Below are 21,238 nucleotides of genomic sequence, written 5' to 3' on the forward strand. Positions count from 1 at the left end.
TCCACATTTACTCCTCCTTACAATCCTTACATATTCCATAGAAATTCGTATCTGTACTCTCCACTTCGAAATTCTCAATGTCCCCGGCTACTTTGAGGGAATAGTCGGTCAGATCCTCTGACTCATAGTCGGTTATACTTCCGCATCCGATACAGATTATATGGTGATGCGGAACAAGGTTTGCTTCAAATCTTGAGACACCCTTTATGTTAACCTCTTTGATCAGACCCTTTTCTGCCAGGAACCTGAGGTTTTTGTATACGGTAGCTTTGCTGATCCTTGTCAGTTTCTTTCTTACTCCTTCATAGACATCTTCCACAGTGGGATGACCATCGAATTTCCTGAGGAAATCCAGTATCTCTATCCGCTGATTTGTGTACTTGATGTCTTTTGCTTCCTTTTTGATCATATCTTTTTGTGTGTTGTTTCGGGTTAATAACGGTTTTGCCTTTTAGTGGCAAATACCATTTGACAACAAGTACTAAGTAATAATTATTATTATTTAACTCTTTTTATCGGAATCTATATAGTTGTAAATAGTTCTATAATCCGGTATCTGGAGAGGATCCCGGATAACGTGAAGAATGGCGACTGGTATGCTACAGGGGAAACTTAATTAGATGTGGCATACCCAATAACTAAAAAAAGTCAGGCAGGGATAACGATGACAAAAATGAATATTATTTCCTGGAATGTGAACGGTATAAGGGCAGTCCAAAAAAAGGGTTTTGTGGAGTGGCTGCAGAAAGAGCAGCCCGATATTCTATGCGTACAGGAGACAAAGGCACAAAAGCAGCAGCTCAAGGACGAGCTTATCAACATTGATGGCTATAACAGTTATTTTTCCTCGGCTGAAAGAAAGGGTTACAGCGGTGTTGCGATCTACAGCAAGAACGAACCTGAAAGTATCAGATGCGGATTCGGTATCGAGAAGTTTGACCGTGAGGGACGTACACTGATAGCTGATTACGGAGATTTTGTACTGTTCAACACCTATTTCCCAAACGGCAAGGCATCCAGTGAAAGGCTTGATTATAAGATGGAATTCTATGATGCGTTTCTGGAGTATGCCGATACACTGAAAGGAAAGGGCAGAAAACTGATAATCTGCGGGGATGTCAACACAGCCCACCGGGAAATTGACCTTGCCCGACCTAAAGAGAATGAAAAGGTATCAGGTTTCCTGCCGGAGGAAAGGGAATGGATCGATAAATTGCTGAGCCATGGTTATGTTGATACTTTCAGGCACTTTAACAAGGAACCTGAACAATATACCTGGTGGAGCATGCGCACCCGTGCAAGGGAGAGAAATGTCGGCTGGAGAATCGATTATTTCTATGCAAGCGAAAATGCCATGGGCAATATAACTGATTCCTACATTATGCCGGATGTAACAGGCTCGGATCACTGTCCCATCGGATTGGAACTTGATATATGAGCTGATTTTGATTTCTTTGCAGCTTCGATGGCCAGTTTTACGGCTTGTTGCGGGGAGTCTGCCCTGGTCGTACCTTCGATATCCCATTTTGATTCGAGTGTGATCACACTTTTTCCCATTTTCAGGGAAAGAGCAATTTCCGAGAGAGTCCCGTATTCTCCTCCCACCGCTATCAGGGCATCACATGACTGGGCAATGATTGCATTTCTTGCATGTCCCATGTTTGTGAGAATGGCAATGTCAATATAAGGGTTCGGGCTGTCTCTGTCGTTTCCGGGAACGATACCCACGGTTGTACCGCCTGCTTCTCTTGCTCCCTTTGAAGCGGCTTCCATGACTCCGCCAAGTCCTCCACATAACAGGAAGGCATCATTTTTTGCTATCTCCTGACCTACCTGTTTGGCTTTTTCCTGTAGCTGTGCATCACATGTGCCGGCACCGATCACACCTATCTGCAGTTTCATAGTCATAACCTGTTATTCTTATTTGGACTATTATATATACTCGCTTTGAATCTCAAGTATTTCTTTACTGTCCCTTGCGGCTGAATATTCTTCCAGGGGTTCGTGATTCAATTCCAGAAATGTGTGTCCCCAGTTGAACTTGCTCATAACTGTGTGTGCCTGTTCTTTATTGCCAAGAATATATAGTGAAGCGGCAAAGGCCTCTGCAGAGGTAAGTTTGAAAGGCTTTCCAAAATTCACCGGATTTCCCGCAACCAGGAAAGGAAGTGCCCTGTGCTGCAGCCTGAGCTTCAACAGTTTCGGGAATACCTCTTCCACATGCTCCCATGAACAATCAAGTACTGTAATACCTTTGTTTGCATTGTCATGTGGTGAGAGAGCTTTCTCAGCCATAGGGTCCAGGAGAATGGATTCTCTGGGAATCCTGTTGATCTTATCAAACATCCTGGCAAGCTCAAAACGTGCCATCTTCTTACCCGTACACTTTTTTGGATCGCACTGGCTTGCATGGTATATGAAGAGTTTGATGTCTTTATCTTTCATTACTGGCTCTGTAAGTTTCATTGTATAAATGCTTGGTCTTACGGTACCGATAAGGAAATATTATAGATATCTTTTTATATTTATACATCCTTTTTTAATTAAATAAAATTATAGAAGATTGTTTTCGATCTCGGGGTGTTCTATGACCGCAAAAATATACACAATCATATCAGGAAAAGGTGGTACAGGTTCTACCACTACTGTGATCAATATCGGAGCTGCTCTTGCAGGATTTGCAAAAAAAACACTTATCATTGACATGGATCTGGGTATGCCCACCGTAGGGTTGATGCTTGGCCTTGAAACAAAAACAACTTTGCATGATGTTCTTTCAGGTGATGCCGATATCAAGGATGCCATATATGATGGGCCAAGCAACCTGAAGATATTACCCGGCAGCATTTCTCTGCATAGTTTTTTGAATACCGATCCTGATAAGCTGGCAGGTCTGGTCGAAAGTGTCAAAGACGACTTCGAGTTCATAATTATCGATTCTCCAACGGGTATCAGTAAGAATTCCATGGCAGCAATATCTCTGGCAGATGAGCTTATACAGCTAATGAACCCTGATATTGCGTCTCTGGCCGGTGCGATGAAGGTCAAAGCAATCTCTGACTCTCTGGAAAAGCAGTTCTTCGGGATTATTGTGAACAGGACAGGAGTAGTAAAGAATGAACTCAGCAGTGAGCGTATAGAGACCGCTCTTGGCCTAAAGATCCTTGAGATACTTCCTGAAGATCCTAACATCAGGAACTCTGTGGCATTCAAAGCACCTGTTGTAGTTAAATATCCCGGATCTCCCGTGTCTGTAGGCTTTAACAGGCTCTCAGCTGAAATATCAGGTATCAAAGTTCCTGCGGTTGAGACTTTCGTTGAGGAAAAGAACAGTAAAAAGAAGGGCAAACGAAAACTGTTGTCTATAAACCGCAAGTGAGGTCTTTCGTGTGTATACAAGGGAACAATGCAGATCGCACAGTTCCTGTATCAGGGTTTAGTTTTGATCGGGGCTGGTAAAATGGATGATGATATAGCTAAAGAAAAGGATGTTAAAAAGGATTCCTCCAATCTTTCTGATAATAATAAAGCCGGGAATCCTACATCTTCGACAGACACTGGAAAAGTGCTGTCATCAGATCATATTGTGCTTGAAGAGGACCAATCTGCTTCAATGCAGTCCGGTTTATCTTCTGAGCAACTTTCAGATAAGGATAATGGTTCTGTTTCACTACCTGATGGTCTTTCCGGAATCAATGATCCGGAGGAAAGTCTGGCTGACGATAATACTTTTGAGGCCGTACCGTTTGCTGATGAGGATGCGTTTGTGGATGAACTTGCAGACCTGATCCTGCCTGATGATGAAGTAGTAAGCATAGAGGAGCTCAAAAGTAAAGTAGATGCTTCACTGGCAGACAGCTCATATGTAGATGAGGTATCCGATGAATTAGAGCTCAGGTGGGAAAAGGTAGCAACAGAAGTTTTCAAGGAAGAGCCTGTTGAAGAAGAAACAGATGAGGAAGAGGAAGAGACCGAGACCCTTCTGGACCGTGTAAACAAGATTTTTGCAAGAAAGAAAATCAACACTGATCCCTATAACATGATCGAGCATGGCCCGATCGTTGATTTCACCATACCTGCGGACAGTCCGTACAAGGAAGTTGAACTGTACGAGGTAAACCCTCCCTATGCCTATGTGAGAATTGCATACGACCCGGCCACGCATGAATTCCAGTATCAGGCCCTTGAACCTGTACTTACTGAAAAGGAAGAGGAATTGCTTGAGTCGATAAAACTGAAATTCGTGGAAACTCTTGACATAAATTTGAAAGAAATATCCAGAAAGAATGCAGAGACATATTTACGTGATAATATAATGGCGTATCTTCAGGAATATCAGATCGATATTTCTCCCAAGAAGCGTGAAAGGATAATCTATCACCTGATACGGGATTATGTGGGCTACGGAGAGATCGATATACTGATGAGGGACAGCTTCCTCGAGGATATCTCATGTGATGGTCCTGATACTCCGATCTATGTTTACCATAAGGAATACAACTCCATACCTACCAGTATTGAGTTTGTAGACGATGATGAACTGGACTCTTTTGCAATAAGGATAGCACAGATATGTGGCAGACATGTGTCGATTGCAAATCCGCTTCTGGATGCAACAATGCCGGACGGTTCCCGTATACAGCTGACACTGGGCAGGGAGATCACTACCCGTGGAAGTACCTTCACTATTAGGAGATTCAAGGACAACCCGATAACACCTACCAACCTTATAGATTTCCATACTTTCTCAACTGCCATGATGGCTTATTTGTGGTTGTCTGTGGAATCCAATAAGAGTCTTATCTTTGCAGGAGGTACGGCATCAGGAAAGACCACTGCCATGAACGCGGTTTCTCTTTTCATCCAGCCTGAGATGAAAATAGTATCCATCGAGGATACAAGGGAGCTCAATCTTTCCCATCCCAACTGGATTCCGGGTGTCACCAGACAATCATTTGCAGGTGGTGACAAGGGCTCCATTGAGATGTACGAGCTATTGAGGGCTTCCCTGAGACAAAGGCCGGAATACATTCTTGTGGGTGAGGTCCGAGGAGCAGAAGCCTATGTGCTGTTCCAGGCAATGTCCACGGGTCACACAACATTCTCCACCATGCACGCAGATTCGGTGCAGTCAGTGGTTCACAGGCTTGAGAACCCGCCGATAAATGTTCCAAGGATCATGATACAGGCTCTCGATCTTGTATCAATCCAGGTTCAGGTAAAGGTCGGTGATGAACGTGTCAGAAGGTGTAAGACGCTGACCGAGATCGTAGGAGTTGATCCGAGGACCGGTGAGTTACTCACAAACGATGTATTCACCTGGGATGCTTCCAGGGATATGTTCCAGTATTCAGGAAGGTCGTATGTTGTTGAAAGTGTGATGGAGAGCCGGGGATGGACGGAAGAGAGGGTGCGTGAAGAACTAAAGCGACGCCAGGACATCCTTGAGTGGGCCCGTGAGAAGAATATTATTCACTTCAGGGAATTTGCAAAGATCGTGGTCACATACAACCGTGAACCGGAAACAATAATGAAGATTGTAAGGCAGGATCTCTATGGTTAATCCGTATTTCACTTTCGCATTCAACATATTCGGGAACTATTTCACAAGGAAGAGACTTGAATATTTCGATCTGCGGCATAACCTGCTGAAAAACAGGATGGATATAGCATATGATGCCTATCTTTCAGGCGCAGTACTGACTTCCATAATAGGTTCGCTTGTTGCATTAATAGGCTTTATATTAATAATTACATTCATTGGGGTTCCCGAATTCAGGGCAACAAGATTGACCTTTCCTGCATGGTTTGCGCCATATCTGGAGTACAAATCCCTGCTAATAGCGTTAGTTGGCGCAGTCGTAATCACAATTGTGGTTTTCATTGTAATCTATCAATTGTTCCTGCTCTATCCTGTATTGATGTCAAGCGACAGGAAACGACGAATAGATATAATGCTTCCTTATGCGGTCAACTATATGTCCGCCATGTCCGGAGCAGGTGTATTTCCTGCAGACCTTTTCAGGTCTCTTGCAAGTAATCCCATCTATGGTGAGGTTTCTGTTGAATGTCGTTATATGGTGCGTGACCTTGAAGTTCTTGGTACGGACCTTGTAACCGCCATGAAGAACCTTTCGTTGACAACTCCGTCTCTGATGTTGCAGGATTTCCTGCAGGGAGCAATAACGGTTGTAACTTCAGGAGGAGAACTTGAGACCTATTTCGAGATAAAGACAGAACAGTATCTTCTGGAAAACAGACAGCGTCAAAAAGAGTTTCTGGAGACACTGGGCCTTCTTGGAGAGACATATGTCACTGCCTTTGTGGCCGGACCTCTTTTCCTGATAGTGGTTATATCGATCATGTCTATCATGGGTAATGCGCAGATGATCTTTCTGTATCTGATAATCTATGCCATCATCCCGATTGGTAGCATTATGTATGTTATCCTTATAAGCAGTATGACTCCGGAGACCTGATTATGAAGTTCAAGGAATTATTCAAGAAAGACCTGCATCCTGCTGAAGTGAGCCTTACTGAGGAGGAGTTGTGTGCACTTGAAGACTCCATGGTCGCCAGGAAAATGGAAGATTCAAAGAAATTTGTGGTCTTTAAAGAATTCCTCAAAAGTCCCGGAAAAACACTTTTCAGGAATCCTGAATATACGTTCATCCTGAGTGTTCCGGTAGCTTTGCTGGTATTTGTTTTCGGAATGTCCATGACATGGGGTACGCCACTTATAGATGATGTTATCGTTTTTACTGCATTGATAATAATCACGCCTCCTGCCATTGCATATCAGAAGAAGTACAGTAATACTGATAAGATCGAGGAATATCTGCCAACTTTTCTGAGGGATATCTCTGAAATGAGCAGGGCCGGCCTGACTCTTCCAAGATCTGTTAATACTGTTTCCAAGGGAGAATACGGGGCCCTGACAACAGAAGTCAGGAAGATGGATCTGTCAATGTCGTGGGGTATTTCCTTCGAGCAAACTCTTCAGAACTTTGCAAACAGGGTACCAACTCCCATCATACTCAGATCCGTATCCCTTATCAACCAGGCAAGCAGGGCCGGAGGTCGTGTCTCATCCGTACTGGAAGCTGCAGCCCGTGATGCAAGGGAAGTCAAACTGCTTGAGCAGGAAAGACGTGGAAATATGATGGTCTACGTGGTCATCATTTACATGTCGTTCTTTGTCTTCCTTTTTGTAATAGCAATGCTTACCTCCACGTTTGTCCCCACCATGGCCGAGGCCGGAAGAGCCGCATCTGCAGCAGGTGCCGGTAATCAGTTCATAGGTGCGTTCGACCCTGCTAAGTATACCCGGTTAATGCTTCATACCGCAGTTATACAGGGTTTCATGAGCGGACTCGTTGCGGGTCAGATGGGTGAGGGAGCTGTGTCCAGAGGACTGAAGCATTCCATAATCATGACAATGATAGCATGGATCGTTTTCACATTCCTGATCTGATACACAAAATTAGATATTAAGGTCGGAAAGTACCTTTCCGGCCCTTTCTTCTATTTCTGAAAAAAGGTCACTGCATTTTGTATCAATACCGACTATGAGCGGGCCAAAATTCTCTACCGTAAGTTCCCATACTGCCTCAGGCATCCCCAGATCCAGCCAGTGGACGGTCGGCACATCTTTTATATTCTCCGCAGCAAGGGCTGCACATCCTCCGGTGAATGCCAGGTAGACACAGCTATCTTCCAGAGCCTCGCTGACGTTTGTCATTCCACCTTTTCCTATAAGTGCAAGAACGTTATGTTTTTCCAGAAGCAGTGGTGTCATTTTCGACATACGTGCACTTGTGGTAGGTCCTGCTGCCACAACTTCCCATTTTTCTTCTCTTTTCTGCATCAGGGGTCCGCAGTGGTAAATCACAGAACCTTCGAGGTCAAAGGGAAGTTCCTCTCCCTTTTCAGTCAATTCCAGTATGCGTGCATGGGCTTCATCCCTTGCGGTGAATATAGTTCCTGATATGTAGACAACATCGCCGGTATTGAACTTGAGGATATCCTCTTTCTTTAAAGGCGTAGTCAGGTGGTATTCCATTACTCATCACCTCCAAGTACGGCGGATGCATGCCTGTTGGCCCAGCATTGTATGTTCACCGCAACAGGAAGGGAGGCTGTATGGCAGAAGGCCTTCTTGACATGTACTGCAAGGGCGGTTGTATCTCCTCCGAGTCCCATGGGTCCGATGCCAAGGGAATTGATATCTACAAGGATATCTTTTTCAAATTCGTTCATTTTATCCATATCTTCCAGCAGGGCTGATTTTGCAAGCCTTGCTGCCTTATCAAATGAACCTCCGATACCCACGCCGACAACAACCGGCGGACATGGCTTACCACCGGCATTCAGGATGGTTTCGAGAACAAATCGTTTAATCTCCTCAGTTTCCGTTGGATTGAACATCTTCAGGGCACTCATGTTCTCCGAACCCGCACCCTTTGGGGCCACGGTAATCCTGATCCTGTCTCCTTCCACGAAATCGTATTTGATATCGGGAATTCCATCCCCTACGTTATCGCCTTTGTTATTGCGGGTGAGGGGGTGCACGGCATTCGGGCGTAAGGGTATGGATTCGGTTGCCTGTCTGACACCTTCGATGATAGCATCCTCCAGATCGAAATCAAGTCTGATCTCTCTGCCTATCTCAACAAAAAAGATGAGTATGCCCGTATCCTGGCACATGGGTATTCCGCTTTTGCCGGCGATCTCAATGTTTTTAAGTATGGCTTCAAGCTGTGCCTTTGCAACAGATGAGGATTCATTTTGCTTTGCAGCTTTCAGGGAGTTCACAACGTCTTCCGGGAGGACGGTTTCGGCACTTTTCAATATGTCTACGGTGGCACTAACAACATCATTATGGGAAATATCTGACAAAAAGGATCACCTTTTGATTCTGGCGCAGGAATGGATATTGGTCTTGAACGCCAGAATAAGTATAATTGTAATAGTCTGTATTTTTTGAATAGAATAAGATCTTATGTTATTTATTTTCCTCTGATTGGGCCTGATTTCATCTCAACCTGTTTTTAAAGTGAGTAGTTCAAAATTTAAGTGAATGGTGCAGGGTGTAGTCTCTGTCTCTTTTTTAGTACAAACAAATGCACTCAGAAGGCTGTATGATACTTTATATTTTTGTATCTAAAAAATAATTTTTTATCATTTGTGTACCTATAATGAATATACACAAAGTGTGGATACGGGCTGGGGAGCAAAATGAATTCTGATAAGTTTTATTGTACTGAATGTGGTGCTGAAAATGAGGTCAATAGTAAATACTGCAGGATGTGTGGCACACACCTTTACGCTACTTCAACAAAAAAGCCAGGTAATGTCTGGTATCTGCTTCCAATAATCTTCAATATTATTGGAGGAATTATTGCTTATTTTGCAATAAGGAATAAGAATAGACAGATGGCAAAAAACCTGCTGCAAATTGGATTATTGATTTTTGTGCTTGTTTTTGGATATATTATTTTTTATCCTTATCCTGACACAATTTTAATGAATGTGCAAACTCCATCATTGGTTCAAAGTGATCAGGAATTCGATATAGTTGTTAGTATAATGAATAACGGCACTGAACCCCAAATACTAGGGTCTATTGTAATTCCGGATGAATATCTGGAGGGTATAGCAATAATCTCTTCAGATCCTCAATTTAAACAGACCTCCAGTACTTTCGGTGAAGAATATCATCACTATGATATTGATATTCCAGCAGGCAAAGAACAAATAATTACTTTCAAAGCAATAGGAATAAATGCTGGAGTTTTTTCGGCCCGTGTATGGGCTGATACTGCCGGTTATCCGGGGATGGACGTTCGTACGGTTGTGAGTAATTCAAATGTATCCACAAATTCGTCTGAAGAATTGGACATTACTGTAGTTTGAATCATTTAGGTATTCAAACTTTAATTAAAAGCAAGGTAAGGACTAAAAATCGGCTTTTATGAAAACTTGGTGCGGGAGAAGGGATTCGAACCCCCGAACGCCTACGCGAGCAGATCTTGAGTCTGCCACCGTTGACCGCTTGGTTACTCCCGCATGTGAGTATTCGGTCTTTGTACAGCGGTATTAATTATAAATCTATCTGTTGTCCCGTTAATGATTTGTTGCATCAAGGGTACTGAAAGTAGTATTGTATTCGCGATTTCTATTACGAAAGAATATTCAAAAACGATTAGGTTAAATAGCTGTTCCTCAATAATAACAACAAGGGAAAACAGAAACGGAACTATATGTACGAACAAAGATGCGGGGGGGCATTCTTATTAGAAGAAGTAGACTGGATATTACACTTGCTATTCTGAAGATCGCAATGAATGGCGCTAAAAAAGACACAGATCGTTTATGGAGCGAACTTAAATTCAACAATAGCAAACAAATATCTTACAAGGCTGGAGGATAAAGAGCTTATAGAACAGAAAGGTAACATCTTCATTACCACCGACAAAGGCCGGGTCTATAAAGATCTTGCCAGCGAACTGGATGTTCGCTAGCTGCACGACCAAATTTAAAACGATCTTAAAAACTTATTTTACACAAGTCCAAGCATGCTTGACAGTTTAAGCAGGACGTTTGCTACCTGGAATTTGATACTGTCAACAAGGCCCACGGGTTCGATCACGATATCGCCGTTTTCCATTGCATCAATGAATATTCCCAGTGGATTCTCTGAATTCATTAGTTGCTGAACGGTACTCTCCTTTGCGGTCACTTCGAGAGTAGCTCCGATGTTCTCTTCAGGTTCTATCTGCTCGAAGGTTGTTATCCTGGCATTTTCAGTAACTGCTTTGATGTGTAGCTCTGAGCCATCATTCATCTCTATGATCAGATAGATAATCTCGTTACCGAGCATGTTCTGGAGCGCAGAGGGTACCTGGCTTGCATTCTCATTGTATTCGTTGACCTTCATATCAAGATCGCTAAAAATATCAGCGCTTGCGGGCTGCATAAAGATCGCTGCCAAAAGCAAAACTGTCAGTAGTATCTTTTTCATCTTATACCTCTCAATCTTTTTCAGGAAATCATTTGATATTGTATATATATGTTTTAATTATATATTAAATATTAATCTGTAGCTTTTATATCATAACAATATCTTTTAAGCTTTGAGTGCGTACACGCATAGATCACAATTCATATTCCAAAACAGAGGTAGCTAAGTGGGCGAAATAGTAGTCAGCGACTCCATGAAGGCTTATTTTGAAAGGCTTGAGTCCAGACTCCGGCGTGAGATCGAGATTGCCAATAGTGCACGTTCAAAGGGCAAGGACCCCAAACCCCAGATCGAGATTCCCCTTGCCAAGGACCTTGCGGACAGGGTCGAGAACCTGATAGGTGTCAAAGGTGTTGCCGAGGAGATACGCAAGTTCGAGGAGAGCATGTCACGTGAGGAAGGAGCCCTTGCGATCGGTAAGGCGGTAGCTGAAGGTGTTGTAGGCGAGTTTTCTTCAAGGGCCGAGGCAATCGAAGCTGCTATTCGTGTGTCAGTTGCAATGCTTACGGAAGGTGTTGTGGCCGCTCCCATTGAAGGTATCGACCGCGTGGATATCGACAAGAACGATGACGGCAGCGAATTCATAAGGATATATTATGCAGGACCCATACGCAGTGCGGGAGGTACCGCGCAGGCATTGTCTGTACTTGTGGGTGATTATGTAAGACGTGCCGTTGGCATAGACCGGTTCAAGCCACGTAAGGAAGAGGTTGAAAGATACGTGGAGGAGATCCTGCTTTACAGACGTGTTGCCACCCTGCAGTATACGCCTTCCGAGGCAGAGATCCGGCTTATAGTTGAGAACTGCCCCATCTGCCTTGACGGGGAACCAACAGAGGCTGAAGAGGTGGAAGGTTACCGTAATCTGGAGAGGATACCAACCAACAGGGTACGTGGAGGAATGGCTCTTGTACTTGCGGAAGGTCTTGCCTTGAAAGCTCCCAAGGTACAGAAGCACGTAAAGAAGCTGGAAATGGATGGCTGGGAGTGGCTGGATCAGATCATCTCAGGCCCCAAAGGAGGGGGCGATGATTCGAAGGAAGAATCAAAGGGAATAAAACCCAAGGAAAAATACCTTGCAGATCTGATAGCAGGCAGGCCGGTGTTCTCTCACCCCATGCGTCCGGGAGGTTTCAGGCTCAGGTACGGACGCTCACGAAACACATCCTTTGCAGCAGCCGGAATAAGCCCTGCAAGCATGGTCCTGCTTGACAGCTTTATAGTTGCAGGGACCCAGTTGAAGGTGGAGAGACCTGGCAAGGCCGCAGGCATGGCTCCCGTGGATTCACTTGAAGGTCCGACAGTACGCCTGAGGTCCGGGGATGTGATACGGGTAGATGATGAGGAACTTGCCTATGAGTTACACCCTGAGGTAGAATACATTATAGATATAGGTGAAATTCTCATCAACTACGGGGATTTCCTTGAAAACAACCATCCGCTGATCCCTGCTTCCTACTGCATTGAATGGTGGATGCAGGAGTATGAAAAGATAGCCCCTGAAGATAAGATCGATATTTCTGTTCTCAGGGATCCGTCACAGGAACTTGCACTTGATATCTGTAAGAAGTATAGTGTACCGCTTCATCCGAAATTCACGTATCTCTGGCATGATATCAGGATCGAGGAACTTGAAGCGTTATCGTCATTTGTTTCTGAAAATGGGTCTGTGGATGATGGGGTGTCATGTATCACACTACCTTACAAGCTGGCAGTTGAGAAGGAAATAAAGACAATACTTGAGAACCTTCTTGTGCTGCACAGAGTTGAAAACGACAAAATCTCCATAAAGGATCCTCTGCCCTTTATCAGATGTCTCGGAATTGATGATAATCTGAACAGAACATGGGACTGCCTTCCATCGGATGATATACTTGAGGCGGTATGCGGGATCAGCGGTCTGATCGTCCGTGCCCGGGCTCCTATGAGGATCGGGGCAAGGATGGGCCGTCCGGAAAAGTCCAACAGACGAAAGATGTCACCTGCCCCGCACGCACTGTTTCCCATAGGTGAGGCCGGCGGAAATACCAGAAAAATGGAGACAGCAGCCTCTTATAAATCTTCCATGAATGGCAAGGTCGGTCATATCCGTGTTGAGATCGGCAACAGGATCTGTCCTTCCTGCGGACAGAACAGCTATGAACACAGGTGTGACTGCGGGGAATTCACTGTTCCCAGATTGTCCTGTCCCAGATGCGGTATCGCAGTACAGAAGGAAGAATGTCCAAAATGCGGAACCAAGACCACCTGTGTTAAGATGCAGAACCTTGATTTCAAGACAATTTACCAGAAGGCCTTCCAGAAACTGGGCGAAAGGGATAATATAGAACTCAAGGGCGTCAAGCGCATGATGTCAAGGCACATGACACCCGAACCTCTTGAGAAGGGCATACTCAGGGCAAAATACAAGCTGTTCACCTTCAAGGATGGTACGGTCAGATATGATATGTCGGATATCCCTCTGACACACATCCGTCCCGACGAGTTGAGTGTACCGGTATCAAAACTAAAGGAGATAGGCTATACCGAGGATATCTATGGCAATCCGCTGGAGCGTGACGACCAGATAATATGCCTTAAAGTACAGGATCTTGTTGTTTCACATAACTGTGCCGAATATCTTTTACGGACGATGCAGTACATTGACGATCTTCTGGTCAAATACTACGGTGAGGAGCCATATTACAATGCAAAGACCGTTGACGATATGGTAGGTGCCATGCTCATGGGACTTGCGCCGCATACATCGGCAGGTGTACTCGGAAGACTTGTCGGTTTTACCAAGGCATCTGTGGGATATGCTCATCCTTTCTTCCATGCTGCAAAGAGGCGTAACTGTGACGGGGATGAGGACTGTGTCATGCTGCTACTTGACGGCCTGCTCAACTTCTCCCGTGATTACCTTCCCGAGAAGAGGGGAGGGAAAATGGACGCACCCCTTGTGCTCACGACCAGGATAGATCCCAGCGAGGTTGATAAGGAAGCACACAATATCGATGTTTGTGATCACTATCCACTGGAGTTCTATGAGGCAACGCTGGAATATACCAACCCCAAGGATTTTGAAGAAAAGATCGACCTGGTAAGCGGCAGACTTGGTACGCCCCTGCAGTATGATAATTTCATGTTCACACACCATACTTCCGATATTGCAGCCGGGCCGCTGAACAGTGCCTATAAGACACTGGGAAGCATGGTGGAAAAGATGGATGCCCAGCTTGCGCTTGCTGATAAGATACGTGCTGTTGATGCTCCCAATGTTGCTGAAAGGGTGCTTATCTCGCATTTCCTTCCTGACATGTTCGGAAATCTGCGGGCTTTCTCACGTCAGGGGACCAGGTGTCTCAAATGTGCGGCTAAGTTCAGAAGACCTCCTCTGACAGGAATCTGTCCGAAATGCGGTGGTAAGGTAATCCTTACCGTTCACGAAGGTGCTGTCAAGAAATACCTTGAGGTATCCAAGCTGGTTGCGAAAAAATATAATGTTTCCAATTACACCAAGCAGAGAATAGATCTGATAGGCCTTGACATTCAGTCACTTTTCGAGAACGACAAGGCCAAACAGATGGATCTGATGGAATTTATGTAACACCTTTATTCGGATTCAAGTCCGTATGCGTTTATTCCCTGTATGAGCTCGGTGAATTGCTCTATTTCAAATTCAAGTACTTCCTGTTTTGTCATTCCTATGGACATTTCCCCGTCATAGGAAAGCATATCCGGTCCCCTGCGAACGAACCTGTCCACGCCGTCACGCGAGAGCACCTTCTTTGCCTCGGGATCGTGCACAAATGCCCTGCCGGGAAGTATGACAGTTTCCCTGACATCGGTCAGGTCAAGTTCCTGCAGGTCATCGATTGTCATCAGGCAGCCAATATCCTTTCCGACAGGTACGACATTGACGTTACTACCCAGTTTTTCGAACACAGTTGCAAGCCTGTCAGCCGCAGCCCTGCTTGTAAGCAAGGTAGCTTCCTTGGTGACCTCTGGAAGTCTGGCAAGTGCTTCTTTTTCATTCCTGATGGCAAAGGGTGAGCCGATAAGCGGGTCCTCAAGGGGTGTTCCTGTGATCCTCATGTTGTATTTTTCCGCTGCCCTATGGACGATATCGGTGAATTCCTCGATACTGTGTGTCTCTATACCTTCCATTATCGGTGAGTTTTCAAGTATAAGTCCCTCATCCCGGCTGTTGGCAAAACGCATGAGTATAGTTCCCTTTGCACCCATTTCTTCAAGGTCATCAAGTGTCTTTTCAAGCACTGCCCCGTCATTTATTCCCGGTACCACCACAACGGCAGCATAGACATCACATTCTGCACAGAAATCTCTTAGGACCTGCAGGGATGCCTCGGGTTCTGGATCGTTCATGTATTTTCCTCTGATCTCAGGGTCAGTTGAAAATACTGTGAATGTTACTTCGGTCACACCATAGTTCACATAGAACTCTGCTTCATTGCCTTCACTGAATCCCTTTCCACTGGTGTATCCAAGGTGAATGGGCAGGCCGAACTGTGCAAGGTTGGCAACAAGTGGCATGAGTTCGGGATAGCAACTGACATCCCCTCCGCCACTGACGGTGATCTTATCGATCTTCCCTGAGCTGAAATTGATCTTCTGGTAGGTTTCCTGGAATACGTATTGTGCAGGCTTGAATCCTGAATAGGCTTCCTTTACACCTCTTGTGCAGTAATCGCAACCTTTCTGGAAGGGAAAACAGTATTTGCAACCAAAAGGCTGTACTTCCTTTACCTTCTTAAAATAACAATAGGTGCAGAATCCCTTGCAGTCGATGCCTGGATTCCCACCCACGTCTGCCGTGATTTCCATAATGGTTTTTACATAATGTATGTCTTACTTAAGTCTTTGTGGCAAACAGGTATCATCTGAAAATGATTCGAAGTTCCGTCATGCCTTTGCCATCATATTAAATTATTTTATTGAAAAAATTAATTCCGTCATCGGCGGTTACTGAACTTTGCCTGGCATGATGCAAAAGGTTTAAACATCATCGTTACTTAATACTCCCGAGAATTCCCACTGGAAAGTTTTGCGTACATAACATGTGATGTGGTACAGAGCAATTGCTTATCATTGCCTAGGATGTGCGGTTCCAGGAGGGTTATTTCTGTATAGAAACATAGGAGGAAAATATAAGTGTCTGATAAAATAGACATCTACGACGACAGAGGTAAACTGTTGGAAAGCGGCGTCGATCTTATGGATATTGCGCCAACAAGAAACACAGCGATACAAAATATCATTAAAGACACCAAGAGAACTGTTGCAGTCAATCTCGCAGGAATCGAGAAAGCACTCAAGACAGGTTCCATGGGTGGAGCAAAGAAAAAGATCCTTGGTAGGGAACTTGACTATGATATTGTCGGCAACTCCGGTGCAATTCAGGATGCTGTAGCAGATCTCGTAAGTGTAGACGAAGGCGACGACACCAATGTAAAGGAGCTTGGTGGTGGAAAGCAGCTTCTTGTACAGGTACCTAGTGTAAGATCACAGGTAGGTGCTGACTTCGTATCCGCAAGTACAGTAACAGGTGCAGCTGTTGTCCAGACAATCATTGACATGTTCAACACTGACATGTTCGATGCACCAATCGTAAAGTCCGCTGTATGGGGAAGCTACCCACAGACCATGGACATGTCCGGTGGTAACATCGCATCCATTCTCAGCATCCCACAGAAGAACGAAGGTCTTGGTTACTCACTGAGGAACATCACAACAAACCACATCGCAGCAATTACCGGAAAGAAGGCAATTAATGCAGCAGCACTTTCATCCATCTTCGAGCAGGTAGGTATGTACGAGATGGGTAACGCTGTAGGACCATTCGAGAGACACCAGTTACTCGGTCTTGCATACCAGGGTCTTAACGCAAACAACTTCGTTTACGACATCGTAAAGGAGAACGGTAAGAACGGTACAATAGGCAGTGTGATCGAGTCTACAGTAGACAGAGCTCTTGAAGCTGGTATCATATCAGTTGACAAGACAGCACCATCCGGATACAACTTCTACAAGGCAAACGACGTTTCCATGTGGAATGCATGCGCAGCAGTCGGTCAGCTTGCAGCAACCATGGTAAACTGTGGTGCAGGCAGGGCAGCTCAGAACGTATCATCAACCATCCTCTACTTCAACGATATGCTTGAGAAGGAAACAGGTCTTCCAGGCTGTGACATGGGTAGGGCACAGGGTACTGCAGTAGGATTCTCATTCTTCAGCCACTCTATCTACGGTGGCGGTGGACCAGGTATCTTCAACGGTAACCACGTTGTAACCAGGCACTCCAGAGGTTTCGCAATTCCTTGTGTATGTGCAGCAGTCTCACTTGACGCAGGCACACAGATGTTCTCAATCGAGAAGACATCAGGACTTGTCGGCAGCGTATTCGGATCAATTCCAGAGTTCAAGGAGCCAATCAAAGCAGTGGCAGGAGCTCTCTAAGACACAAAACCCTCCTAAAATATCACAGGTAATTACAAATGGTAAATTCTTCAGACACAAACTGTGTGCAGCTTGAAATATTCCCTTCGAGACTGCTCAAACCGGAAACAGCCCAGAAGTTGTTGAACGCAATCGCTGATATCAACGGTGTTACAAGGTTGTTTGTCCATGGGCCCAGACTTCCCGATACTGTCCCGTACGGACCTGCAAAGGGTGAACCTGTGCATCATCTAGGGAAAACAGTAATTGAGGTTGCAGGGCAGGCTATGGAACTTGCCGTTTATGTCGGTGGCATCCGTATGGAAGTCATCGATGTCGATGTAAAGGAGCAGGTCAGGGAAGTTTGTGAAAATATCCTTCCGGTCTCATTTGAGTTCAGGGAAGGTCAGTTCATTCCTACAAAACAGACTGTGACAGACTACGCAAAACGCGGGCCTGGTGCAGATCCTCTGATGCTGGGAATGACCGATCCCAAGGGAAAACTGAAACATAATCCTGTATGTATCCTCAAACCTGACTTTTTGGATGAATAATTATGTTTGACCGGGAAACACAGGTTGTAGACTGCAGACACGGCATGGGCCTTGGCAGAGGAGGAGGACTTGCACAGCGAGGAACTCTTTCCGAGACCGGCAGAGCCGATGTGATTGCAGTTGCAATGAGTCCCGGAAGAAGACATATAACAAAACCCGTTTGTGAACTAACATACGGGATGCGCAGAGAGGAGATCCAGGTCAGTGTGCTTGTGCTAAGCACCGGTTCAGGTGTTCCGGACACCAATATGGGTTCGGGCTCTTTCGGTATCAACCCTGAAGAGATAGCACAGATTAACAGGCACAAGGTTGCCGTTATCCACACAGGGAACATCAGGGAACATGTAGTACGGAAGGTTAAGGCGATACTTGAAGAAGCCAGTGTCCCTGCAGTAGTTGTTTGTCAGATCCCCGTAGATTTCGAGGATTTTGCAATGGCAGGAGTAAAGACACGGCTTGTAAAACCACAGGAAAGTGATATTTTAACCAAAGGAAGGGTGATGGAAATTGTGAGCGGAGTGACACGAGGAGAATCATGTTCAAGGGAAAAGCTGAACGAGCTCGTGAAAGCCGTGAAAACCACAATGAGATCATTAGAGAATCAGGAGTGATTAATTATGGCATATGAACCACAATATTATCCAGGAGCAACATCCGTTGCAGAAAACAGAAGGAAACACATGTCAGGAAAGGTCGAGAAGCTCAGAGACATTTCCGACGAAGACCTGACATTAATACTTGGTCACCGTGCACCAGGCAGTGACTACCCAAGCACACACCCACCTCTTGCAGAAATGGGTGAACCGGAAGACTCAATCAGGGAACTGGTAGAGCCAACACCAGGCGCAAAGGCCGGTGACAGGGTAAGGTACGTACAGTTCGTTGACTCAATGTACAACGCACCTTCAACCCCATACTTCAGATCCTACGCAGCAGCAATCAACTTCAGAGGTGTCGACCCAGGTACACTTTCCGGTCGTCAGGTAGTTGAAGCTCGTGAGAGGGACATGGAAGAACTTGCAAAGTTCCAGATCGAGACTGAAATGACCTGTCCGGCACTCGCTGGCCTCAGGGGCGCAACAGTACACGGTCACTCACTCAGGCTTCCTGAAGACGGTGTAATGTTCGACATGCTCGAGAGGGTAAGAAAAGAAGGCGACAACATCATTATGCACAAGGACCAGGTAGGAAGACCAATCGACAAGAAGGTCAACCTCGGAAAGCCAATGTCCGAAGAGGAAGCAGCAAAGAGGACAACAATCTACCGTGTTGACAACGTTGCATTCAGGGACGACGACGAAGTCATTGAGTGGGTCCAGAGAGTATTTGACCAGAGAACCATCTACGGCTTCAAGCCAGAGAACTGAGGTGATTATAATGGCAGATGACAGACAGAGGAAATTTGCAAAACAGATGGAGATCAAGTTCACTAAAGAACATGGTACCAACAAGATGGAAGGCGGTGAGATCACAGACAAGCATGTAAAATACTACAGGCTTGGTGTCGATCAGAACCCTAGAAAATTAGAGATGAAAAAGGCAGGTGCAGAACTTGCAAAGAAGAGAGGACTTGTCGGTTACAACCCAATGATGCACTGTGGTGGTATCCCACTCGGTCAGAGAGCACTTACCCCATCATTCCTGTCCGGTACAGACATGATGGTCGAGATCGATGACCTTCACTACGTCAACAACTCTGCAATGCAGCAGATGTGGGATGACATCAGAAGGAGTATCGTTGTCGGTATGGACCTTGCACACGAGACACTCGAGAAGAGGCTCGGTATCGAGGTCACACCAGAAACAATCAACCACTACCTTGAGACACTCAACCACGCACTTCCTGGTGGAGCAGTTGTCCAGGAACACATGGTCGAGACACACCCAGCTCTTGTAGATGACTGTTACGTCAAGATGTTCACCGGTGACGATGAACTCGCAGACGAGATCGACAGCCAGTTCCTTATTGACATCAACAAGGAATTCCCAGAAGAGCAGGCAGAGCAGATCAAGGAAGCAATAGGCAAGACATCATGGCAGGCAGCTCACATCCCAACCATTGTCAGCAGAACCACAGACGGTGGTCAGACAAGCAGGTGGATGGCTATGCAGGTCGGTATGTCATTCATTTCAGCATACAGCATGTGTGCTGGTGAAGCAGCAGTAGCTGACCTTTCATATGCAGCAAAGCACGCTGGTGTTATCCAGATGGGTGACATGCTTCCAGCAAGACGTGCACGTGCACCAAACGAGCCTGGAGGAATTCCATTCGGTCACATGGCAGATATCGTACAGACAAGCCGTGTAGACGCAGAGGACCCAGCACACGTAGCTCTTGAAGTAGTCGGTGCAGGATGTATGCTTTACGACCAGATCTGGCTAGGATCATACATGTCCGGTGGTGTAGGTTTCACCCAGTACGCAACAGCAGCATACTGTAACAACATCCTTGATGACAACCTCTACTACAACGTTGACTACATCAACGACAAGTACGATGGTGCAGCAAACAAGGGTAAAGACAACAAGATCGCAGCAAACCTCGATGTAGTAAAGGACATCGCAACAGAGTCCACAATCTACGGTCTCGAGAACTACGAGAAGTACCCAACAACCCTCGAAGACCACTTCGGTGGATCACAGAGAGCAACCAGCCTTTCCGCAGCAGCAGGTTCCGCAGTATCAATTGCAACCGGAAACGGAAACGCCGGTCTGTCCGGATGGTACCTTTCAATGTACCTGCACAAGGAAGCACTCGGAAGACTCGGTTTCTTCGGATACGACCTGCAGGACCAGTGTGGTGCTACAAACGTACTCTCCTACCAGTCCGACGAAGGTCTGGCAGTTGAACTCCGTGGACCAAACTATCCAAACTACGCAATGAACGTAGGTCACCAGGGTGGTTACACAGCTATTGCAGCTTCTGCACACGCAGGACGTGGAGACGCATTCGCAGTCAACCCACTGATCAAGGTCGCTTTCGCAGACAACCTCCTGCCATTTGACTTCACCGCACCAAGGAAGGAGTTCGGCAGAGGAGCTCTCAGAGAGTTCGAGCCTGCTGGTGAGAGATCACTCATCATACCAGCAAAATAAATTTAAAACAAGTGCAGGCTTAATGCCTGCTACTTACTCTTTTTATTGAATTTACGTTTAAATTCCGGTTTCTGTTCTTTTCTTATACCCTGCTACATAGTATGGTAATGCTTAAATATTGCAAAAC

At 45.5% G+C, this 21,238-nt stretch carries 20 protein-coding genes and 1 tRNA gene; 13 read left to right on the plus strand and 8 right to left on the minus strand.

What is annotated here, in order from left to right:
* Positions 1-7: 7 nt before the first annotated feature.
* The gene (locus HWN40_RS04420) at positions 8-409 is read right to left on the minus strand and encodes a Fur family transcriptional regulator (protein WP_176964608.1); all 402 of its coding nucleotides are present in this window, start codon (positions 407-409) and stop codon (positions 8-10) included.
* Positions 410-664: 255 nt separating this feature from the next.
* On the opposite strand from HWN40_RS04420, the gene HWN40_RS04425 reads away from it, so the two are divergent.
* Complete coding sequence (locus HWN40_RS04425) at positions 665-1,438, plus strand: exodeoxyribonuclease III (protein ID WP_176964609.1); 774 nt, start codon at positions 665-667, stop codon at positions 1,436-1,438.
* On the opposite strand, the gene HWN40_RS04430 is transcribed toward HWN40_RS04425, so the two are convergent.
* On the minus strand, positions 1,405-1,902 hold the full coding sequence (locus HWN40_RS04430; protein ID WP_176964610.1) for a TIGR00725 family protein: 498 nt from the start codon (positions 1,900-1,902) through the stop codon (positions 1,405-1,407). The two genes, HWN40_RS04425 and HWN40_RS04430, sit on opposite strands and share 34 nt — an antisense overlap.
* Before the next feature lie 30 nt (positions 1,903-1,932).
* Positions 1,933-2,445, minus strand: coding sequence for a DUF367 family protein (locus tag HWN40_RS04435; protein ID WP_176964611.1), 513 nt, complete (start codon positions 2,443-2,445; stop codon positions 1,933-1,935).
* A gap of 142 nt (positions 2,446-2,587) precedes the next feature.
* Between HWN40_RS04435 and minD the strand changes: the two genes are divergently transcribed.
* The 4 genes from minD to HWN40_RS04455 all read left to right on the plus strand — a co-directional run bounded on the left by minD (position 2,588) and on the right by HWN40_RS04455 (position 7,474).
* The gene (minD, locus tag HWN40_RS04440; RefSeq protein ID WP_176964612.1) at positions 2,588-3,379 is read left to right on the plus strand and encodes a cell division ATPase MinD; all 792 of its coding nucleotides are present in this window, start codon (positions 2,588-2,590) and stop codon (positions 3,377-3,379) included.
* Positions 3,380-3,460: 81 nt separating this feature from the next.
* On the plus strand, positions 3,461-5,563 hold the full coding sequence (locus tag HWN40_RS04445) for a type II/IV secretion system ATPase subunit (RefSeq protein ID WP_246275974.1): 2,103 nt from the start codon (positions 3,461-3,463) through the stop codon (positions 5,561-5,563).
* Complete coding sequence (locus HWN40_RS04450; RefSeq protein ID WP_176964613.1) at positions 5,556-6,479, plus strand: type II secretion system F family protein; 924 nt, start codon at positions 5,556-5,558, stop codon at positions 6,477-6,479. The genes HWN40_RS04445 and HWN40_RS04450 overlap by 8 nt, the downstream gene beginning before the upstream one ends.
* Before the next feature lie 2 nt (positions 6,480-6,481).
* On the plus strand, positions 6,482-7,474 hold the full coding sequence (locus HWN40_RS04455) for a type II secretion system F family protein (protein ID WP_176964614.1): 993 nt from the start codon (positions 6,482-6,484) through the stop codon (positions 7,472-7,474).
* A 9-nt stretch (positions 7,475-7,483) separates the two neighbouring features.
* Here the strand turns inward: HWN40_RS04455 and HWN40_RS04460 are convergent, their stop codons facing one another.
* Together HWN40_RS04460 and HWN40_RS04465 are read right to left on the minus strand one after the other, a co-directional pair.
* A complete protein-coding gene (locus HWN40_RS04460; protein WP_176964615.1) occupies positions 7,484-8,062 on the minus strand; it encodes a FumA C-terminus/TtdB family hydratase beta subunit in 579 nt (192 codons plus the stop codon).
* A complete protein-coding gene (locus HWN40_RS04465; protein WP_176964616.1) occupies positions 8,062-8,898 on the minus strand; it encodes a fumarate hydratase in 837 nt (278 codons plus the stop codon). Before HWN40_RS04465 ends, HWN40_RS04460 begins: the two co-directional genes overlap by 1 nt.
* Before the next feature lie 339 nt (positions 8,899-9,237).
* Here HWN40_RS04465 and HWN40_RS04470 point away from each other — a divergent pair, with 339 nt between their 5' ends.
* Positions 9,238-9,915, plus strand: a complete 678-nt coding sequence (locus tag HWN40_RS04470) for a zinc ribbon domain-containing protein (RefSeq protein WP_176964617.1) — start codon at positions 9,238-9,240, stop codon at positions 9,913-9,915.
* Between the two features lie 67 nt (positions 9,916-9,982).
* Here the strand turns inward: HWN40_RS04470 and HWN40_RS04475 are convergent.
* Positions 9,983-10,068, minus strand: a tRNA-Leu gene (locus tag HWN40_RS04475).
* Positions 10,069-10,346: 278 nt separating this feature from the next.
* Here HWN40_RS04475 and HWN40_RS04480 point away from each other — a divergent pair.
* Entirely contained in the window at positions 10,347-10,523 is a 177-nt protein-coding gene (locus tag HWN40_RS04480) for a winged helix-turn-helix domain-containing protein (protein WP_246275975.1), read from the plus strand.
* Between the two features lie 38 nt (positions 10,524-10,561).
* On the opposite strand, the gene HWN40_RS04485 is transcribed toward HWN40_RS04480, so the two are convergent.
* A complete protein-coding gene (locus tag HWN40_RS04485) occupies positions 10,562-11,023 on the minus strand; it encodes a hypothetical protein (protein WP_176964618.1) in 462 nt (153 codons plus the stop codon).
* A 166-nt stretch (positions 11,024-11,189) separates the two neighbouring features.
* Here HWN40_RS04485 and HWN40_RS04490 point away from each other — a divergent pair, with 166 nt between their 5' ends.
* Complete coding sequence (locus tag HWN40_RS04490) at positions 11,190-14,612, plus strand: DNA polymerase II large subunit (protein WP_176964619.1); 3,423 nt, start codon at positions 11,190-11,192, stop codon at positions 14,610-14,612.
* Positions 14,613-14,617: 5 nt separating this feature from the next.
* On the opposite strand, the gene mmp10 is transcribed toward HWN40_RS04490, so the two are convergent.
* Complete coding sequence (gene mmp10, locus HWN40_RS04495) at positions 14,618-15,850, minus strand: methyl coenzyme M reductase-arginine methyltransferase Mmp10 (RefSeq protein ID WP_176964620.1); 1,233 nt, start codon at positions 15,848-15,850, stop codon at positions 14,618-14,620.
* 327 nt (positions 15,851-16,177) lie between these two features.
* On the opposite strand from mmp10, the gene mcrB reads away from it, so the two are divergent.
* Genes mcrB through mcrA form a run of 5 tightly spaced genes read left to right on the plus strand, consistent with a single transcriptional unit; the run spans position 16,178 to position 21,111 of the window.
* Positions 16,178-17,482, plus strand: a complete 1,305-nt coding sequence (gene mcrB, locus HWN40_RS04500; RefSeq protein WP_176964621.1) for a coenzyme-B sulfoethylthiotransferase subunit beta — start codon at positions 16,178-16,180, stop codon at positions 17,480-17,482.
* Positions 17,483-17,520: 38 nt separating this feature from the next.
* Entirely contained in the window at positions 17,521-18,015 is a 495-nt protein-coding gene (gene mcrD, locus HWN40_RS04505; protein ID WP_176964622.1) for a methyl-coenzyme M reductase operon protein D, read from the plus strand.
* Entirely contained in the window at positions 18,015-18,626 is a 612-nt protein-coding gene (mcrC, locus tag HWN40_RS04510) for a methyl-coenzyme M reductase I operon protein C (RefSeq protein WP_176966281.1), read from the plus strand. The genes mcrD and mcrC overlap by 1 nt, the downstream gene beginning before the upstream one ends.
* A gap of 6 nt (positions 18,627-18,632) precedes the next feature.
* Positions 18,633-19,382 carry a coenzyme-B sulfoethylthiotransferase subunit gamma gene (mcrG, locus tag HWN40_RS04515; RefSeq protein ID WP_176964623.1) on the plus strand — a complete coding sequence of 250 codons (750 nt, stop codon included), beginning with the start codon at positions 18,633-18,635 and terminating at the stop codon, positions 19,380-19,382.
* A gap of 10 nt (positions 19,383-19,392) precedes the next feature.
* Entirely contained in the window at positions 19,393-21,111 is a 1,719-nt protein-coding gene (gene mcrA / locus HWN40_RS04520; protein ID WP_176964624.1) for a coenzyme-B sulfoethylthiotransferase subunit alpha, read from the plus strand.
* The last annotated feature ends 127 nt before the right edge of the window (positions 21,112-21,238 follow it).

Origin of the sequence: Methanolobus zinderi (assembly GCF_013388255.1) — an archaeon.
Lineage (GTDB): Archaea > Halobacteriota > Methanosarcinia > Methanosarcinales > Methanosarcinaceae > Methanolobus > Methanolobus zinderi.

Coding starts and splice junctions, on each gene's coding strand:
- HWN40_RS04420 (WP_176964608.1), bottom strand. CDS start 409: ATGATCAAAAAGGAAGCAAAAGACATCAAGTACACAAATCAGCGGATA.
- HWN40_RS04425 (WP_176964609.1), top strand. CDS start 665: ATGACAAAAATGAATATTATTTCCTGGAATGTGAACGGTATAAGGGCA.
- HWN40_RS04430 (WP_176964610.1), bottom strand. CDS start 1,902: ATGAAACTGCAGATAGGTGTGATCGGTGCCGGCACATGTGATGCACAG.
- HWN40_RS04435 (WP_176964611.1), bottom strand. CDS start 2,445: ATGAAAGATAAAGACATCAAACTCTTCATATACCATGCAAGCCAGTGC.
- minD (WP_176964612.1), top strand. CDS start 2,588: ATGACCGCAAAAATATACACAATCATATCAGGAAAAGGTGGTACAGGT.
- HWN40_RS04445 (WP_246275974.1), top strand. CDS start 3,461: ATGGATGATGATATAGCTAAAGAAAAGGATGTTAAAAAGGATTCCTCC.
- HWN40_RS04450 (WP_176964613.1), top strand. CDS start 5,556: ATGGTTAATCCGTATTTCACTTTCGCATTCAACATATTCGGGAACTAT.
- HWN40_RS04455 (WP_176964614.1), top strand. CDS start 6,482: ATGAAGTTCAAGGAATTATTCAAGAAAGACCTGCATCCTGCTGAAGTG.
- HWN40_RS04460 (WP_176964615.1), bottom strand. CDS start 8,062: ATGGAATACCACCTGACTACGCCTTTAAAGAAAGAGGATATCCTCAAG.
- HWN40_RS04470 (WP_176964617.1), top strand. CDS start 9,238: ATGAATTCTGATAAGTTTTATTGTACTGAATGTGGTGCTGAAAATGAG.
- HWN40_RS04480 (WP_246275975.1), top strand. CDS start 10,347: ATGGCGCTAAAAAAGACACAGATCGTTTATGGAGCGAACTTAAATTCA.
- HWN40_RS04485 (WP_176964618.1), bottom strand. CDS start 11,023: ATGAAAAAGATACTACTGACAGTTTTGCTTTTGGCAGCGATCTTTATG.
- mmp10 (WP_176964620.1), bottom strand. CDS start 15,850: ATGGAAATCACGGCAGACGTGGGTGGGAATCCAGGCATCGACTGCAAG.
- mcrD (WP_176964622.1), top strand. CDS start 17,521: ATGGTAAATTCTTCAGACACAAACTGTGTGCAGCTTGAAATATTCCCT.
- mcrG (WP_176964623.1), top strand. CDS start 18,633: ATGGCATATGAACCACAATATTATCCAGGAGCAACATCCGTTGCAGAA.
- mcrA (WP_176964624.1), top strand. CDS start 19,393: ATGGCAGATGACAGACAGAGGAAATTTGCAAAACAGATGGAGATCAAG.